This window comes from uncultured Tateyamaria sp. (assembly GCF_947503415.1).
GTDB lineage: Bacteria > Pseudomonadota > Alphaproteobacteria > Rhodobacterales > Rhodobacteraceae > Tateyamaria.
Genome location: NZ_CANNDS010000001.1, coordinates 2,177,721 through 2,194,903, shown reverse-complemented (window position 1 = coordinate 2,194,903; position 17,183 = coordinate 2,177,721). Strand labels below are relative to the sequence as shown.

18 protein-coding genes are annotated in these 17,183 nt (G+C 61.0%); 7 read left to right on the top strand and 11 right to left on the bottom strand.

Features of this window, described 5'->3' with window-relative positions; genetic code table 11:
- Positions 1–8: 8 nt before the first annotated feature.
- The 7 genes from yidC to Q1A32_RS10840 all read left to right on the top strand — a co-directional run bounded on the left by yidC (position 9) and on the right by Q1A32_RS10840 (position 6,115).
- A complete protein-coding gene (yidC, locus tag Q1A32_RS10870; protein ID WP_299652574.1) occupies positions 9–1,820 on the top strand; it encodes a membrane protein insertase YidC in 1,812 nt (603 codons plus the stop codon).
- Entirely contained in the window at positions 1,820–2,557 is a 738-nt protein-coding gene (locus Q1A32_RS10865; protein ID WP_299652571.1) for an MOSC domain-containing protein, read from the top strand. The genes yidC and Q1A32_RS10865 overlap by 1 nt, the downstream gene beginning before the upstream one ends.
- Positions 2,554–3,207 carry a ribosome biogenesis GTP-binding protein YihA/YsxC gene (gene yihA, locus Q1A32_RS10860; RefSeq protein WP_299652568.1) on the top strand — a complete coding sequence of 218 codons (654 nt, stop codon included), beginning with the start codon at positions 2,554–2,556 and terminating at the stop codon, positions 3,205–3,207. The genes Q1A32_RS10865 and yihA overlap by 4 nt, the downstream gene beginning before the upstream one ends.
- An 87-nt stretch (positions 3,208–3,294) precedes the next feature.
- Positions 3,295–4,158, top strand: coding sequence for an acetylglutamate kinase (gene argB / locus Q1A32_RS10855; RefSeq protein ID WP_299652565.1), 864 nt, complete (start codon positions 3,295–3,297; stop codon positions 4,156–4,158).
- Between the two features lie 57 nt (positions 4,159–4,215).
- Positions 4,216–5,010 carry a sterol desaturase family protein gene (locus Q1A32_RS10850; protein ID WP_299652563.1) on the top strand — a complete coding sequence of 265 codons (795 nt, stop codon included), beginning with the start codon at positions 4,216–4,218 and terminating at the stop codon, positions 5,008–5,010.
- On the top strand, positions 5,007–5,621 hold the full coding sequence (locus Q1A32_RS10845; RefSeq protein ID WP_299652561.1) for a ferredoxin: 615 nt from the start codon (positions 5,007–5,009) through the stop codon (positions 5,619–5,621). The genes Q1A32_RS10850 and Q1A32_RS10845 overlap by 4 nt, the downstream gene beginning before the upstream one ends.
- A complete protein-coding gene (locus Q1A32_RS10840) occupies positions 5,618–6,115 on the top strand; it encodes a histidine phosphatase family protein (protein ID WP_299652559.1) in 498 nt (165 codons plus the stop codon). The genes Q1A32_RS10845 and Q1A32_RS10840 overlap by 4 nt, the downstream gene beginning before the upstream one ends.
- A gap of 152 nt (positions 6,116–6,267) precedes the next feature.
- Here the strand turns inward: Q1A32_RS10840 and Q1A32_RS10835 are convergent, their stop codons facing one another.
- The 11 genes from Q1A32_RS10835 to rplQ form a co-directional block, all read right to left on the bottom strand.
- Entirely contained in the window at positions 6,268–7,071 is an 804-nt protein-coding gene (locus Q1A32_RS10835; protein WP_299612586.1) for an amino acid ABC transporter ATP-binding protein, read from the bottom strand.
- A gap of 44 nt (positions 7,072–7,115) precedes the next feature.
- Positions 7,116–8,414: an amino acid ABC transporter permease gene (locus tag Q1A32_RS10830; protein WP_299652557.1), complete on the bottom strand. Its 1,299-nt coding sequence runs from the start codon at positions 8,412–8,414 to the stop codon at positions 7,116–7,118.
- Between the two features lies 1 nt (position 8,415).
- A complete protein-coding gene (locus Q1A32_RS10825) occupies positions 8,416–9,627 on the bottom strand; it encodes an amino acid ABC transporter permease (RefSeq protein WP_299612592.1) in 1,212 nt (403 codons plus the stop codon).
- Positions 9,628–9,792: 165 nt separating this feature from the next.
- Positions 9,793–10,809: an amino acid ABC transporter substrate-binding protein gene (locus tag Q1A32_RS10820; RefSeq protein ID WP_299652555.1), complete on the bottom strand. Its 1,017-nt coding sequence runs from the start codon at positions 10,807–10,809 to the stop codon at positions 9,793–9,795.
- 206 nt (positions 10,810–11,015) lie between these two features.
- Positions 11,016–11,729 carry an ATP12 family chaperone protein gene (locus Q1A32_RS10815; RefSeq protein WP_299652553.1) on the bottom strand — a complete coding sequence of 238 codons (714 nt, stop codon included), beginning with the start codon at positions 11,727–11,729 and terminating at the stop codon, positions 11,016–11,018.
- Between the two features lies 1 nt (position 11,730).
- Complete coding sequence (locus tag Q1A32_RS10810; protein ID WP_299652551.1) at positions 11,731–12,384, bottom strand: HAD-IA family hydrolase; 654 nt, start codon at positions 12,382–12,384, stop codon at positions 11,731–11,733.
- A 1-nt stretch (position 12,385) separates the two neighbouring features.
- Complete coding sequence (locus tag Q1A32_RS10805) at positions 12,386–13,423, bottom strand: RluA family pseudouridine synthase (RefSeq protein WP_299652549.1); 1,038 nt, start codon at positions 13,421–13,423, stop codon at positions 12,386–12,388.
- Positions 13,420–13,800, bottom strand: a complete 381-nt coding sequence (gene crcB / locus Q1A32_RS10800; RefSeq protein WP_299652547.1) for a fluoride efflux transporter CrcB — start codon at positions 13,798–13,800, stop codon at positions 13,420–13,422. Before crcB ends, Q1A32_RS10805 begins: the two co-directional genes overlap by 4 nt.
- Positions 13,801–13,841: 41 nt before the next feature.
- Complete coding sequence (locus Q1A32_RS10795) at positions 13,842–15,149, bottom strand: replication-associated recombination protein A (RefSeq protein WP_299652545.1); 1,308 nt, start codon at positions 15,147–15,149, stop codon at positions 13,842–13,844.
- Position 15,150: 1 nt separating this feature from the next.
- Positions 15,151–16,527 carry a trypsin-like peptidase domain-containing protein gene (locus tag Q1A32_RS10790; protein ID WP_299652543.1) on the bottom strand — a complete coding sequence of 459 codons (1,377 nt, stop codon included), beginning with the start codon at positions 16,525–16,527 and terminating at the stop codon, positions 15,151–15,153.
- A 102-nt stretch (positions 16,528–16,629) separates the two neighbouring features.
- Positions 16,630–17,049, bottom strand: coding sequence for a 50S ribosomal protein L17 (rplQ, locus tag Q1A32_RS10785; protein ID WP_299652541.1), 420 nt, complete (start codon positions 17,047–17,049; stop codon positions 16,630–16,632).
- Between the last annotated feature and the right edge of the window lie 134 nt (positions 17,050–17,183).

Genomic DNA, 17,183 nt, shown 5'->3' with positions numbered 1-17,183 from the left:
AGTCCCCGATGGACGATCAGAACAAGAACCTCATTCTTGCAACGGCGCTCAGTTTCCTTGTTATTCTGGTGTGGTTTGTACTGTTTCCTCCACCCGAGCCGGAGGTTCCGCTTGATGCGCAAGTCCCGGCGACGGCTCAGACACAGGACACCGGCACAGTACCTACGGCACCGACAGCCGACAGCACGGCACAGCCCACCACCGAAGCCGCGTCCGAAGTCGCCGACGCGCCGCGTGTCGACATCGAAACGCCGCGGTTGTCGGGGTCCATCTCGTTGTTGGGCGGTCGCATCGATGACTTGCGCTTGAAAGACTACCGCGTCAGCCGGGACGACAACGCAGACATCGTTACAATGATGGCCCCTGTCGGCAATCCGGATGCTTACTATGCAGTCTACGGCTGGGCGCCCGGCAGCGGACTTGACGCGGAGGCCGTTCCCGGCCCGAACACAACATGGACCCAGACGGGTGGCGACACCTTGGCCGTCGGGGCGCCGGTTACACTGGCATGGGACAATGGTGCGGGCTTGCTGTTCGAACGGACGGTCAGCATCGATGACCAATACATGTTCGACATCACTCAGTCGGTGACCAACACCAGCGGTTCCGCTGTCCGCGCGGCCCCCTACGGTATGCTGACCCGGCACGGTGAACCATCTGATCTGAAAAACTTTTTCATCCTGCATGAAGGCGCCGTGGCCATGGCAGATGGCGAACTGGCAGAAACCGATTGGGATGAAGTACCGGATGCGGATGTCGATCCCGCGTGGGGACGCCCCGCCATCGTCACCGCAGGTGTGACCAGCGGATGGGTGGGCTTTACCGATCACTATTGGCAATCGATCCTGATCCCGTCCGGCGTTCAGAACTTTGATCAGGCCCTGACCTACGCACCGCGCACCGATGTGTATCGCGCTGTGACCCGCCTGCCCACGCAGGACGTCGCAGACGGCGCGACAGTCGCGATCCAGACCCAACTGTTTGCGGGTGCCAAGGAATGGGAAACGATCCGCGAATACCAATCGGCCGGCGTCGAAGGGTTCATCGACAGCATCGACTGGGGGTGGTTCTTTTTCCTGACCAAGCCGATTTTCTGGCTGCTGCACGAACTGAACGCCCTGATCGGCAATATGGGCTGGGCAATCATCGGCCTCACCCTGATCATCAAGGCCGTGCTCGTACCACTGGCCTACAAATCCTACGTCTCCATGGCGAAGATGAAAGAGCTTCAGCCACGGATGGAGGAACTCAAGGAAAAAGCAGGCGACGACAAACAAAAGCTGCAACAGGGTATGATGGAGCTTTACAAGAAGGAAAAGGTGAACCCGGCTGCGGGCTGTTTGCCGATCCTTTTGCAGATTCCGATCTTCTTTTCGCTCTACAAGGTGATCTTCGTCACGATCGAACTGCGGCACGCGCCCTTCTTCGGCCCGTTCCAGGACCTCAGCGCGCCCGACCCGACCTCGATCATCAACCTGTTCGGTCTGTTGCCGAATGATGCACCGGAACCAACCAGCCTGATGGCGCTGGTCTTCATTGGCATCCTGCCGATCCTGCTGGGCATCTCGATGTGGTTGCAGCAAAAGCTGAACCCGGCGCCCACTGACCCAACACAGCAAATGATCTTTGCGTGGATGCCTTGGGTCTTCATGTTCATGCTCGGTGGCTTTGCCAGCGGCCTTGTCGTTTACTGGATCGCCAACAACGTGATCACATTCACGCAGCAATACCTGATCATGCGCAGCCAAGGCTACAAGCCGGATCTGCTGGGAAATATCAGGGGCAGTTCCAAGAAGCGGTCCGCCGCGGATGGCGACTGATGCAGGTCACCGAACTCTGGCGGCATCCGATCAAAAGCCATGGTCGCGAGGCTGTTTCAGCCGTCACGCTGATCGCAGGCCAGTCGATGCCGTGGGATCGCGTTTGGGCCATCGCCCATGACGCCGCCAAGGCGGGGCCCGGCGTTTGGGCCTCATGCCATCACTTCAGCCGGGTGTCCAAGGCGCCTGGACTGATGGCTGTGACCGCCACGCTGGATGAAGTGACGGAGACGGTCACTCTGATGCACCCGGATCAACCCGATCTGACCGTGCGCCCGGACGACGGTGGCGAGGCTATCGTCGCATGGACCAACGCACTGGTACCGCAAGACCGCGCACTGCCATCGCATGTCATGCGCCTTGATGGACGTGGCTACACCGACAGCGACTTCGCCTCGGTGACGTTGTGCAACCACGCCTCGCACCGTGCGGTTGAGATGCAGATGGAACATGCCCTTTCCATCCACCGCTGGCGCGGCAATATCTGGTTCGACAGCGATGCACCGTGGGTCGAATTTGACTGGATGGGCCGCGATATCAAAGTCGGTGAAGCCGTGCTGCGCCCGCGCGAGCGGACGGATCGCTGCCTGGCAACCGCAGCCAACCCGGACACAGGTGCGCGCGATGCGGACACGCTTGCAGCACTGGACAGCTTCGGACATCGGGACTTTTCCGTCCGGTGTGACGTGATCCAAGGTGGGCTTGTGCGGCCCGAGGACGTGGTGGTGCCGCTGTGACGTCTTTGCCCTTCCCCATTGCCGAAGACCCGGACCCCCAAACGCTGGAACGCGGTCGGCTCCTATTTGCAGGTGAAACCGAGTTCGTTAAAGGCGTGGTCGCAATGTCCGGTTTGCCACCTGCCGACCGGATGGAAGTGTGCTTTGCCGGACGGTCGAATGTCGGCAAGTCTTCGTTGATCAATGCGTTGACCGGTCGCAAGGGCCTTGCCCGCGCCTCGAACACGCCCGGGCGCACGCAAGAGATCAACTATTTCACTGCAGGTGACGAACACTACCTCGTTGATTTGCCGGGCTATGGCTATGCAAACGCGCCTTTGCCCGTCGTGGAAAAATGGCAAAAACTGCTCAAGCAATATCTGTCCGGCCGGCAAACCCTGCGCCGCGCCTTTGTGTTGATCGACGCACGTCACGGGATCAAAGCGGTCGATCAGGAAATTCTGAAGCTGCTCGACACCTCGGCCGTTACCTTCCAGTGCGTTTTGACCAAGACGGACAAGGTCAAGGCCAAGGATCGCGAGGCCGTTCTGGCGCAAGTCCGCGCGGCACTATCCAAACATCCCGCGGCGTTTCCCGAAATCGTACTGACCAGCAGCGAAAAGGGTGATGGCATCGCCACCTTGCGCGCCATCATCGCAACGCTTGTCTGAGGGAAGAGATTTTTCGTACGAAAAATCTTGGCCCGTCGCACGGTCTCGGGCAAGACAAGCCAACATGGTTACTACCCTAGACCCAACATGAAGACGCAAGACATGAACCGCGACTGGATCGCCACCGCCCGCACCCTCAGCCAGGCCCTGCCCTACATGCAGCGCTATACCGGTGCCACCGTTGTCATCAAGCTGGGCGGCCACGCCATGGGCTCTGACGAGGCGATGGATAGTTTTGCCAATGACGTGGTCCTGATGCGGCAGGTCGGGGTCAATCCGGTGATCGTGCATGGCGGTGGTCCCATGATCAACGACATGCTCAAACGTCTCGACATCCAGTCGGAGTTCGTGAACGGCAAGCGCGTCACGGATGCAGCCACTATGGAAGTGGTTGAGATGGTGTTGTCCGGTGTCGTCAACAAGCGCATCGTGCAAGCCATCAACCGCGCAGGCGGCAAGGCTGTGGGCCTCTCGGGCAAGGACGCCAATCTGATCACCTGCGACCAGACGGACCCGGCTCTTGGCCTTGTGGGCACTCCTGCCCAGATGGACCCGACCATTCTGTCCACCTTGTTCGAAAGGTCCATCATCCCGGTCATCGCGCCGTTGGGGTCAGGCCAGAACGGCGAGACTTTCAACATCAACGGCGACACGGCCGCAGGGGCCATTGCAGGCGCGTTGAAGGCGGATCGCCTTCTGCTGCTGACAGACGTATCCGGTGTCAAGAACGCGGACGGCGACGTCCTGACTGAGTTGACCGCCGACCAGATCCGCGATCTGACCGCAGACGGCACCATCGCAGGCGGCATGATCCCCAAGACCGAGACGGCTCTAGACGCGATTGCCAGTGGCGTGCGCGCCGTCGTGATCTTGGATGGCCGCGCACCAAATGCCTGTTTGCTTGAGCTTTTCACGGATCACGGTGCAGGGTCGATCATCCGCCCCCGCTAACACAAACGTGTCTGTAGGCCGCATTGCACCGTGCCTCTTTGGCAGTAGATATGCGGTATGGAAAACGAAACCGTCATCCGATTTGGTGTCTTTCTGGGCCTGTTTTCGCTGTTTGCGCTGACGGAGGCTGTATTGCCACGGCGCGTGCGCAGCCAAACCCGGTCAAGGCGTTGGGTGACGAACTGGGGTATCACGATTGCCAACACCGTATTTGTACGGCTGATGGCCTTCGTCTTGCCCGTGCTCGCGGTCGGCGCGGCGGTGGATGCCACGAACCAGGGCTGGGGTCTGTTCAACGCGCTGATGCTGCCGGCCTGGTTGGAGATCGTGCTGGCCGTCATCATCCTCGACTTCATCATCTGGGCGCAGCACTTGATCACACACAAGGTGCCGCTTCTGTGGCGCCTGCACCGCGTGCATCATGCCGATGTGGATATGGACGTGACCACAGCCATCCGCTTTCATCCCATTGAGATTGGCCTGTCGATGCTGATCAAAATCGGCGCGGTGTACCTGCTGGGCCCCGCCGCCCTCGCCGTGATCCTGTTCGAGATCATTCTGAACGGCACGGCCATGTTCAACCACGCCAACATCCGCCTGCCCTTGTGGCTGGACGCCATCGTGCGCCGTGTGCTGGTCACGCCAGACATGCACCGCGTGCACCATTCGGTGCACCGGCATGAACATGACAGCAACTACGGCTTCTCCCTGTCGATCTGGGACCGCATGTTCGGCACCTATATCGCGCAGCCTGAAGCCGGGCATGACGAGATGGAAGTAGGTCTGGAATGGCAAGATGATCGCCCCGCCAGACTGGGCTGGTCGCTGGCCCTGCCCTTTGCCCGGAAATGACACCTGACGCGGTGCAGACCGCTGTGGCGCCCTATGGTCTGAGCGTCATGGGGCACACCGACACGCGCGTCCTTGTGGGGCCCGATGCAGACTGGTGGGACGGCTTCACGCGCAGCACAGAGTACCGCGATGGACAGCCCGACCCCATTGATCGATGGTCCAAGCGGGTGCTGGGTGACGTCGCCCAAGCGCTTGGGGCCGTTGCGGTTTTTCCGTCTGACGGGCCGCCCTATGCGCCCTTCATTGCGTGGGCGCTGGCAACAGGCCGCTTCTGGCAAAGCCCGACGGGCATGATGATCCACGACACCGCCGGGCTGATGATATCCATCCGTGGTGCGATCGAATTTTCCGACCCGATCGAGAGTGTCCCCGCGGGGACAAACCCCTGTGTCACGTGCGATGACCGCCCTTGCGTCACGGCCTGCCCGGTTGGCGCACTGTCCGCTGACGCGCCCTATGACGTGCCTGCGTGCAAGGCATATCTTGATATGCCGGCGGGCGTTCAATGCATGAAACGGGGGTGTCACGTCCGGCGTGTTTGCCCCGTCAGCCAGCGCTTTGATCGATCAGATGCGCAGACAGCTTTTCATATGAAGGCCTTTCACCGATGACCCTGAAACTGATCTTGATGCGGCATGCCAAGTCCAGTTGGGACAGCCTTGAACTAGACGATCACGACCGGCCCTTGAATGCGCGCGGCACGGCTTCTGCGCAGGCGATGGGGGACTGGTTGCGACAACAGGACCATGTCCCGCAGGCCGCCGTCAGTTCGTCCAGTGAACGGACCGGGCAGACGTTTCTGGGGTTGGGCTTTGACGTGCCTGTCACCTTTACCCGCGCGCTCTATCACGCGGGGCCGGAGATGATAATGCAGGTGCTGCAAGAGCAGACGGCCGCATCGGTTCTGATGCTGGGCCACAACCCGGGCATTGCTGATTTTGCAGACAGGATCGTGGCGCAAGCCCCGCCTCATCCACGCTTTGTGGACTATCCGACCTGCGCCACAACCGTGATCACCTTCGATGCAGACAGGTGGAACGACATCGGCTGGCGCGAAGGCCAGCCGATTGATTTCGCGATCCCGCGAGAGGTTATGGCGGGCTGAGTCGACGCCCGCATTTACCTTGTTTTCATGGAGATAAACGCCGGTGGCGGGGTGTCACCCCCCGTGCACCCTGCGTGCACCCCCTGTACACCGGGTGCGCACGGGCAGGTGGAGGTTAACGCAACGGTCGCTGCGTTAACCCGATCGTGGCGTCAGTGGCCGAGGATCTGGCTGAGGAACAGCTGCGTCCGTGGGCTTTGGGGATTGTTGAAGAACTCTTCGGGTTCGTTCTGTTCCACGATCTGCCCTTCGTCCATGAAGATCACGCGGTTCGCCACCTGACGGGCAAAGCCCATCTCGTGCGTCACACACAGCATGGTCATGCCCTCTTCGGCGAGCTCCACCATGGTGTCCAGAACCTCCTTGATCATCTCGGGATCAAGCGCCGAAGTCGGTTCGTCAAACAGCATGATCCGCGGACGCATGCAAAGCGAACGGGCAATTGCCACACGCTGCTGCTGACCACCGGACAACTGACCGGGGTACTTGTCGGCCTGATCGGGGATCTTCACCTTTTCAAGGAAATGCATCGCGATCTCTTCGGCTTCCTTCTTGGGTGTCTTGCGCACCCAGATCGGAGCCAGCGTGCAGTTCTCAAGGATCGACAGATGCGGGAACAGGTTGAAGTGCTGAAAGCACATGCCGACCTCTGACCGGATTTTGTCGATGTTCTTGAGGTCCGAAGACAGCAATGTGCCGTCCACGGTGATCGACCCTTGCTGATGCTCTTCCAATGCGTTGATGCAGCGGATCAGCGTGGACTTGCCGGAGCCCGAAGGCCCCGCAATCACGATCCGTTCGCCCCGGTACACTGTCAGGTCGATGTCGCGCAGCACGTGAAAGGTGCCGTACCACTTGTTCATCTTGTCGATGGACACGGCCACTTCGTCGGACACATTGGCGTCCACATGTGGCAGATCGCCCGTGTCGGGGGCTGCGATTGTTGTGTCAGTCATATCATGTTCCTTTACCCTACCGCTTTGCTACTTGAGGGCAGCCATTAGCGGTGATCGGTCGCAAGCTGGCGTTCCAGCCACTGCGAGTATTGAGAGATGCCGTAGCAGACGACGAAGAAGAGCGTGATGGCAAAGGCCCACAGCTCCCAATAGACGCCGTTCCAGTCGGTCGAGGCGAGGATCGGTCCGCGGATCATGCCTACGAGGTCGAACATCGAGATGACCGAGACAAGCGTGGTGTCCTTGAAGAGGCCAACCGCCACGTTCACGATCCCCGGAATGGAGATCTTGAGCGCTTGCGGCAGGATGATCAGCCGCATGGATTGGGCATAATCAAGGCCCAAGCTGTCGGCCGCTTCGTATTGTCCGCGTGGCAAGGCGGCAAGGCCGCCCCGGATCACCTCGGCGATATAGGCTGCCGAGAACATCGTAATCATGATGATCACCCGCAGGATCAGGTCGAGGTTCGAGCCGGGCGGGAAGAAGAACGCAAGGATCACGTTTGCCACGAACAGCAGCGTGATCAGGGGCACGCCCCGGATGAACTCGATGAAGACCACGCAGATCCACTTGATGATCGGCATGTCCGACTGGCGCCCAAGCGCCAGCGCGATCCCGATGGGCAGCGACAGCGACACACAGATCGTGCCGAGGATCATGTTGAGCATGAAGCCCCCCATGTCGCGCGATGGCACGGCCTGCAGCAGCGTCTCTTCGGGGGCGATGGCTCCGACGATGTATCCGCCAATCCACCATGTCACCACCGCAGCGGCAACGCCTCCGAAAAAGCCCATGGCAAAGGACTGGTTCACCAGACGGCTGTAGACCAGATAGCCCACGACAATGCCCACAAGGGCCAAGAGCGGGTTCAGGATCGTGCCACCCCAGATCAGCCAGAAGGCCAGAAACGGGTAGAGGCCGGTAAAGATCAGCATCTTGCGCGGCAGGTTCATGAACAGGATCGGGGCCGCAGCCACGAACAGGAGAATGAACGTCAGCGTAGGCCGCCAGTATTCTTCGCGGTCATAGCCCGTGCCAAAAATGAGCTGGTTCCAGCGTTCCGTCAGGACCGAGAAACAGCCCCCCGACACGCCGTTCAGCACTTCGCGGCATTCGCGGATGTTGCTGGTATTCCAGACCCCGTTCAGCGCCCACGGCACGAAGCCTGAAAGCATCAGGTAGATGCAGTACAGCGCAACCAGCGTCAGGATCGAATAGGGGATGTTGGAAAACAGGTTTTTCCGCATCCAGCTGACCGGTCCGGCTGCCGTGGATGGCGGTGCCAGTTGCGGAAGCTGTTCGGTCCGCACAAAGGCGACGGAATGTGCATGTGTATCAGACATATTACCGCTCCTTCAGGCTGACAGAATTGTTGTAGACATTCATCACCGCCGAGATCAGCAAACTGATCGTGAGGTAGAACAACATCAGCAACAGGATACATTCGATCGCCCGCCCCGTCTGGTTCAGCGTGATGCCACCCAGCGTCGCGGTGATGTCTTCGTACCCCACGGCGATGGCCAGGGACGAGTTCTTGGTGATGTTCAGGAACTGCGAGATCAGCGGCGGAATGATCACCCGCAACGCCTGTGGCAGGACCACAAGGTTCATCACGCGGTTGGGGCGCAGGCCCAGCGACGCCGCCGCTTCGGTCTGGCCTTGGCTGACCGCCTGAATGCCTGCACGGACGTTTTCCGCGATGAAGGCCCCCGTGTAGATCGACAGCGCCAGCCAGAGCGCAATCAGCGGTCGCCCGATCTGCGTGCCCCCCTGAAAGTTGAAGCCCTGCAGCGCAGGTACGTCGACACCGATGGGACGGCCCATGATGAAGTACATCAGGATCGTCGGGATGAAGAAGATCGCCAGCGATGGCAGGAAGGTGGGCAGGTCCCGACCGTGGTCGTAGAGCTGCTTCACCGCGTAGCGCCGGTACCAGATGATCGCCGCAATGGATGCAAAGAACGTCAGCACCACCAGAAGCGAGCCGGGTCCCCACGTGGGGGCCGGGATGTAGATGCCCCGGTTGGTATAGGCGATGATGCCCATGAACATCTCGACCTCGGGTGTGTCCCCGCGATAGGCGCGTGGGCCGGGCATCGAGATCACGATCGTGTTGATCACGAGGATCCAGATCAGCACGGGCACGTTGCGGAACGCCTCGACATAGGCCGACATCAGCTTGGCCACGAGCCAGTTGTTCGACAGGCGCAGCACACCCGCGATCACGCCGAGGATCGTTGCCGTCACACAGGCCAGAAAGGCCACCAGAAGGGTGTTCAGAATACCGATCAGTGCCGCCCGCATATGCGAGTCCTGACTGTCATATTCCACAAGGTTCTGCGCGATGCCGTAGCCCGCAGGTTCACCCAGGAAGTCGTAGGAAATGTTCAGGCCCTGATCTTCGAGGTTCGCGAACAGGTTGCTCATCAGATAAGCAATTGCGCCGATCAGGACGATGAGGGCAATGAATTGAAACGTATATGATCTGTACCGCGTGTCGTTCAAAAGCATCGACGGGCGGAACGACTCCTGAGGAGGGTCGGTCATCGTGGTCATGGAGATGGTCCCCGTGGTTCCGGCCTTTGGTTTTTCGCGACAAGCGCGGGGCCGGGTTTTCAGTTGTTGGCTGCATTTTGGACAGTCCTGCCGCTGTTTTCAGCGGTCCCGTGCCCAAATGCACGAGGGGCGCAGGTTTGACCCTGCGCCCCTCGGCTTGATATCTTAACGGAAGGGCGGGCTGTAAAGCAGGCCGCCATCGGTCCACTGAGCGTTCAGGCCACGGGCCAGACCGATCGGTGTGCTTTCGCCGATGTTCTTCTCGAAGATTTCGCCGTAGTTGCCTTCGGCCGAGATCGCCTTCATCGCCCAGTCAGCGTCGAGGCCCAGCATCTCGCCCAGGGTACCTTCGGTGCCCAGGATACGGTTGATTTCAGGGTTGTTGGTGCCAGCACCCATTTCGGTGATGTTGGCCGACGTGATGCCCAGCTCTTCTGCCGAGATCAGTGCGTTCAGGGTCCAGCGAACCACATCGCCCCACTCGTTGTCGCCGTGACGGACCAACGGGCCCAGCGGCTCTTTCGAGATGATTTCGGGCAGCAGAACGTGGTCACCGGGGGCTTCGAATGTGGCGCGTGTTGCGGCCAGACCCGAGGCGTCGGTGGTGTACACGTCGCAGGCACCGGCAAGGTACTGTTGCTGTGCTTCAGCGTTGGTTTCGATCGGAACCGGCTCGTAGTTGATGTTGTTCGAGCGGAAGAAATCCGCCAGGTTCAACTCGGTTGTGGTGCCGGTCTGGATGCAGACGGTCGCGCCATCCAGATCCTTGGCCGACGACACGCCCAGGTCCTTGGGAACCATGAAGCCTTGGCCGTCATAGTAGTTCACGCCAACGAAGGTGAACTTCAGGTCCACGTCGCGGCTGAAGGTCCATGTGGTGTTGCGCGCCAGCATGTCGATCTCGCCCGAGGCAAGTGCCGTGAAGCGCGTTTTGCCTGTTGTGGGCACGAATTCGACTGCGGCGGGGTCACCCAGCACAGCTGCGGCCACGGCACGGCATACGCCGACGTCGAAACCTTTCCATTCGCCATTCGCATCCGGTGCGGCAAAGCCCACCAGACCGGTTGTCACGCCGCAGTTCAGCGTGCCGCGTGCTTTCACGTCATCGAGCGTACCAGCAGCCGCAGCGCCGGCAGCCATGCCGGCGGCGGTCAGCGCGCCAAAGATTACGGTTTTTTTCATTTTTACCTCTTCCTGATTTTCCGCCATGTTTTGGCGGTACGATCGGCGCAGCCTGAGTGTTCACGCAACGCCGAAGGCGATACGGCCAGGGTTATCCCCAACCAATGGGCCGCAGTGTGGGGGGATTCATCGCAAAACGTCAAGGGTAGGGTCACCAAAAACGATGCATAATTGTGCGCTTTCCGGTGTGCTTCACGGGTGGGTTGTCAGGTCACTTTCGCCGCATCAAAGAAGGCTTTTGCGTGCAAAAACGACCCTTCCTTAATCTTTGCAAGCTCCTGCGCTTCCTCATCTTCGCCCCACTGCTCTTCCTGCCAAATTTCATCTAGGCGGGACGCTGCCCAAATTGTGAGCACGGGGTGCAGGTCATGGGCAGCCGCGAAACCCAGGATCAGCGATCCGGACAGGCTGACAAGGTCGTGAAATGCGGCCAATTCAAAGTTCGACATGCCATGGACCGGTGCGGACAGTGCAGCCAAGGCCGCAGCATCCTGTGATTCGTGCATCAAGCCAGTCCGCGGCATCAAACGCGCACCAAGCGCCTCAGCCGCCCAGTCCAGGTAGGGGTCCCATGTCACTGCCTGCCGGTCGACCAACGGCTGCGGCGCATCTGCGCGGTAACACAGCAGGTCAGCATCCCCATAAGCGGCCAGCATGTCGGCGACTTCGGCGTGCTGCACGGCCACCTTGTCGATGGCGGCATTGGCACTGCGGGTGAAGGGCATCGACAGCGGGTTCACAACCTCGTCCTGCGCGTCCCATTCAGCGGCCACGGCATCGGCCATCCCCGACGTGGGCAAGATCAACGCGGCCTTGGCCGGGGTTTTGACGGACCGACCGTCCAGCGTCACCGTCCACCCGTCATCAACAACCTCAGCCGTCGCCGTTTTCCAGAACCGCTTTTGCTTCCATTCGCTCATGTCAGTCTGCCCACACTGCGCCCAGCGCGTCATCAAGTTCGGAGAAATCACTGAGAACGCTGTGCGCGCCCTGCAATCTGTCGGTTGGGTGATACCCCCAGTCTACGCCGATGAACGGCATCCGGGCCGCCTGTGCCATGTCCGCATCAAAACTGGTGTCCCCGATCATCACGGCCGCTTGCGCCGTCACGCCTGCATCCTCCATCGCCGTCAGCAACATCGATGGATGCGGTTTGGAAGGGTGAAAATCTGCCACCTGCCGGGTGATAAACATGCCCTCAAGCCCATGCGCCTCGATCAGGCCGTCAAGCCCGCGCTTGGACTTGCCGGTTGCCACGCCCAGCAGGATATCGTCGCGCGCCTGTAACCGATCAAGTGCCGCGCGGGCCCCGGGATAGAGCGGCGAAGAACTGGCACCCTTCGACACGCGCAGGCGTGCATAGCTGTCCTTGTAGGCTTCGACCATCATTGGGGTATCGGCATCGGGGGCCAGGGCCTCCATCGCGACGGGCAAGGACAGTCCCACGATGCTCAGGATGTCGGACCGGCTCGGGGCACCAAGGTTCACGGCTGCGAATGCCGCCGCCATGCTGGCAACGATATCGGCCTGACTGTCGACCAGCGTGCCATCCACGTCAAAGACCACCAGCCGCATGTCAAATCGCCTCGAACGGGTCTTCGGCGGCCAGATCCTCGGTCCAACCAAACGTGTCCCAACTGTCTTTCATGTGGTCCGGCAGCGGCGCGGTCACAGTGATCACCTTGCGTGTCTCCGGTTGTTCGAACCGCATCATGCGGGCGTGCAGGTGCAGCTTTTGCGAGATGATGCCGCCCACCTTCGCGCCCCAGCCGTCGCCCATGTTTTCCTGGCTGGAGCCGCCATACTTGCCATCGCCCACAATGGGGTGCCCGATCTCTGCCATATGCGCGCGCAATTGGTGCGTTCGGCCCGTGATCGGCTCCATCGCGACCCAAGCGGCGCGGGACGCCACACGGTACAGTGTCGCGTACATTGTGTGCGCCCGCTTGGCCCCTTTGGTGTCGTCGACATCGCGCGGATGCACGGCGATCATCTTTTCGCCCTCACCGCCCTTGCCACGGCCCGGTGCCTTGACCAGCCCGTACTTGATCTCGCCCAGATAGGGCGTCGGCACACCGGCGACGAGCGCCCAGTAAATCTTGCGCGTCTCGTGGTGCCGCATGGCCGCTGTCAGCGATTTCGCCGCCAGTCGCGTGCGCGCCAGTAGCAGAACGCCCGATGTGTCCTTGTCCAAACGGTGCACAAGGCGCGGCTTTTCATCCAGATCGAACATCAGCGCTTCGGCCAAACCATCGACATGTTTGGTCTGGCCCGAACCCCCTTGGGTCGGAAGGCCCGACGGCTTGTTGATCGCGATGATCTGGTCGTCCTTGTAGATCACAGCGTCGCGCATCATTTGCGCGTCTTTGTCCGAGATGCGCGTTTTCTGCAAGGGCGGCGCAGGTCGGTCGGGCAGCGGCGGGATGCGCACGCTTTGCCCCTCTTCCACGCGGGTCGAGGATTTGACGCGGCCCCCGTCCACACGGCATTCGCCCTTGCGGCACATCTTTTCGATCATGCCCTGGCTCACCTGCGGAAAGCGCCGTTTCATCCAGCGGTCAAGGCGTTGGTCGCCCTCGCCCTCGTCTACGGTTACAGTCTGAACGCCACTCATGCGAAAACTCCTCGGGCCAGGATGAGGCCAAGGGCCAGTGCGCCGACGGACAGACCCACCGACAAAAGAATATAGAGGCTGGCCGACGCCACTTGTCCGCGTTCGATCAGGGTCATGGTCTCAAGGCTGAATGCGCTGAAGGTGGTGAAGCCGCCGAGGATGCCCGTCATGACAAACGGCGACAAATGCGTCAGCCCCTTATGCGCCGCAGCCACGACGAAAACGCCCATCAGGAAGGACCCGATGACATTCACCGTGAGGATCGCCAACGGAAAATCCGTAGGGCCAAACGCCCGCAGGACAGCAACACCGCTGAGCCAGCGCAGGGATGCGCCGATGGCCCCGCCAAGGGCCACAAGGGAAAGGGTTGAGATCATGCGCGGTCTGTCGTCGGTTCCCCGCAAAGAGTCAAGCGGGGCTAACTGTTCCGCTTCGTTCTGAGCCGCGCAAAGTAATCGAGCCGCTTTTTCAGGTCCCGCTCGAACCCGCGTTCGACGGGTTGATAAAGGTCGGGCCGGTCCATGCCCTCCGGGAAGTAGTTGGCCCCCGAAAACCCGTCTTCGGCATCGTGGTCATAGGCATAGTCCTTGCCATATCCCTGATCCTTCATCAGCGATGTGGGCGCGTTCAGGATATGCTTGGGCGGCGGAAGTGATCCGGTCTGTTTGGCGGCCCGGCGCGCGCCTTTGTACGCGTTGTATGTCGCGTTCGATTTGGGCGCGAGGGCGAGGTAGACAAGCGCTTGGGCCAGCGCCAACTCGCCTTCGGGGGAACCAAGCCGTTCATAGGTTTCCCAGCTTTGCAGACACACAGCTTGGGCCTGCGGGTCGGCCAAACCGATATCCTCGACCGCCATACGGGTAATGCGGCGGGCCAGATACCGAGGGTCTTCGCCCCCTTCGAGCATCCGCGCAAACCAGTAAAGCGATGCGTCCGGGTCCGAGCCGCGCACCGATTTATGCAGGGCCGAGATCAAATTGTAATGCGCGTCCCCCGACTTGTCGTACTGCGCAGCACGACGCATCAGGCGCGCGGCCAGAGCGGTCTTGTCCAGTTTGCCGTCCACGGTCCATGCAGTGACCTGTTCGATCAGGTTCAAAAGTGCGCGGCCATCGCCATCCGCCATCTCAAGCAGCGCCTCGCGGGCGGGGCCATCCAGCGGCAAGGCCTTGTCCAACTCCTGCTCGGCCCGTTGGGCCAGCAATTCGAGGTCCTTGAGGTCCAGCCGTTCCAGCACCAGCACTTGCGCGCGGGACAGCACAGCGGCGTTCAACTCGAAACTGGGGTTCTCGGTCGTGGCACCGACCAGCAGGATCGTCCCGTCCTCCATATGCGGCAGAAACCCGTCTTGCTGCGCCTTGTTGAAACGGTGGATTTCGTCCACGAACAGCAATGTCCCCTGCCCGTTCTGACGTCTGATCCTGGCAGCCTCAAACACCTTTTTGAGGTCCGGGACACCTGTAAATATCGCCGAGATCTGCACGAAATGGAGGTCCGTCTCATGCGCAAGCAGCCGGGCGATGGTCGTTTTGCCCACCCCGGGCGGCCCCCAGAACACCAGCGAACTGAGAGCGCCCGAGGACAGCATGACGGTCAAAGGCGCTTCAGGCCCAAGCACTTGGCGCTGGCCGATCACCTCGGACAGCTTTTGCGGGCGCAATCGGTCCGCCAGCGGTCGCGGGCCAGTGTCGGCAGGTGCGGGATCAGAGGCGAAAAGGTCGGCCATCCTAGAAGCGTAACATGACGCGGCGGTTGCCACGAACGGCGCGCACGGTGGTGCCGCGCCGGGCTTCGGACAGCAGGCGCGCGGCTTGCGCAGTGGTTTCGATATCTTGGCGGTTGATGCGTTCCAAAACGTCACCACGGCGCAACCCGACGCGGCGCCCAATGGCGCCTTCGTCCAGCACCACAACCCCATCGGCAGCGATCGGCAGGTTCAGCTCGGCCAGCACCGCCGGGTTGATCCGCGCCAGTTGCAGGCCCGGCAGGCTGCTGTCCTCTGCCAGGGTCACCTCGTTGCGAGGCGGCGTGTCGGGCGGCGGGATCAGGGCAACGGTCAGATTGTCCTCCTCGCCATCGCGCAGACGGGTCATGGTTGCACTGTCCTGATCGCTGGCAACGCTCATGCGGAACAGCATCTCGCCCGGGCTGCCCACAGGCGCACCATCAACGGCCAGCACGACATCGCCCACCTCGAACCCGGCCTCAGCCAGCGGGCTTGCGGGGTGCAGACCGGCCAGCATGATGCCGCCGGGACGGTCGCGGCCCAAAGTTTCGGCCAGATCGGAATCGACGGACTGCCCCGTCGCCCCCGCCCATGGGCGCACGAAACGGTCATTGCCGTCGCGCGCCTGTTTGACAAAGGCCGCAACCAGATCGGCCGGAATGGCAAAGCCGATCCCGTTCGACCCGCCCGACCGGCTGAGGATGCGTGTGTTGATGCCCAGAAGATCGCCACGCATGTCGATCAGCGCACCGCCCGAGTTGCCCGGATTGATCGGCGCATCGGTCTGAATGAAGTACCCGGCACCGCGCCCATTGCTGCCGCCCGACCGGGCAAGGCCCGACACGATGCCAGACGACACAGTTTGACCCACGCCAAACGGATTGCCGATGGCGAGCGTCAGCTCCCCCACCTCAACCGTTTCGCTGTCGCGCAAGGACAGGAAAGGCAGGTCTTCCACGTTGTCGATCTTGAGAATAGCGAGGTCGCTTTCGCGGTCCCCCAGCAGCACGCGCGCATCAAATTCGCGGCCATCGTTCAGAACGATGCGGATGTCCGTCGCCTGCCCGACCACATGATAGTTCGACACGACAATACCGTCGTCACTGAGGATCACGCCCGACCCAAGCGAGTTCTGCACGCGCGGCTGGGTTTGCCCGAACCCTTCGAACAGCCGCTCGAAAAACGGATCGTCCATGAAGGGCGTGCGGGCACGGGTTTGCGTCACAAACCGCACATAGATGTTCACAACGGCCGGGGCCGTCTCGCGGACAAGCGGCGCAAAGCTGAGGGTGATTTCAGTCTGGCTTTGCGGCACACGGGTTTCTGCCGTGGCGCTGAATGGCAGCAGACAGAGAACAAGAAAAAGCAATCGTTTCATGCCGCCAAGATATGCTGAGTGCGGCCGCACAATACAAGGCAGACAACGAAAAAGCCCCACCACGAGGGGCGGGGCTGGTCGCATGGGCCTCTGGGCCTATGCTTATTCTTCGGCAGCATCCTCGGCTGCGACGCGGGCCTTGTCACCGGCGCCTTTGGCGTCGCGGTCGCGGTCCACGAATTCGATGATCGCCATGGGCGCCATGTCGCCATAGCGGAAGCCAGCCTTCAGCACGCGGACATAGCCACCCTGACGGTCGGCATAGCGCGGGCCCAGAACGTCGAACAATTTGGCGACGTATTGCTCTTCTTTCAGCTTGGACGCGGCTTGACGGCGGGCGTGCAGGTCGCCGCGTTTGGCAAGCGTGATCATCTTTTCGATGATGGGCTTGAGTTCCTTGGCCTTGGGCAGGGTTGTCTTGATTTGCTCATGTTCGATGAGCGAGCCGGCCATGTTAGCGAACAGAGCCTTACGGTGCTCATGTGTCCGGTTCAGGCGGCGGTAACCACGTGCGTGACGCATATGTCTTCTCCTAATGTGCCCTCTACGGGCGGTTTTGCTTTGTCTGGCCCGCGATGCGTGTCTTGGGCTCTCCTTGGGGTCAGCGTTTTCAGAACGAAAGCGCGTAACCCGGAAATTGTCCGCCCAAGGGCGGG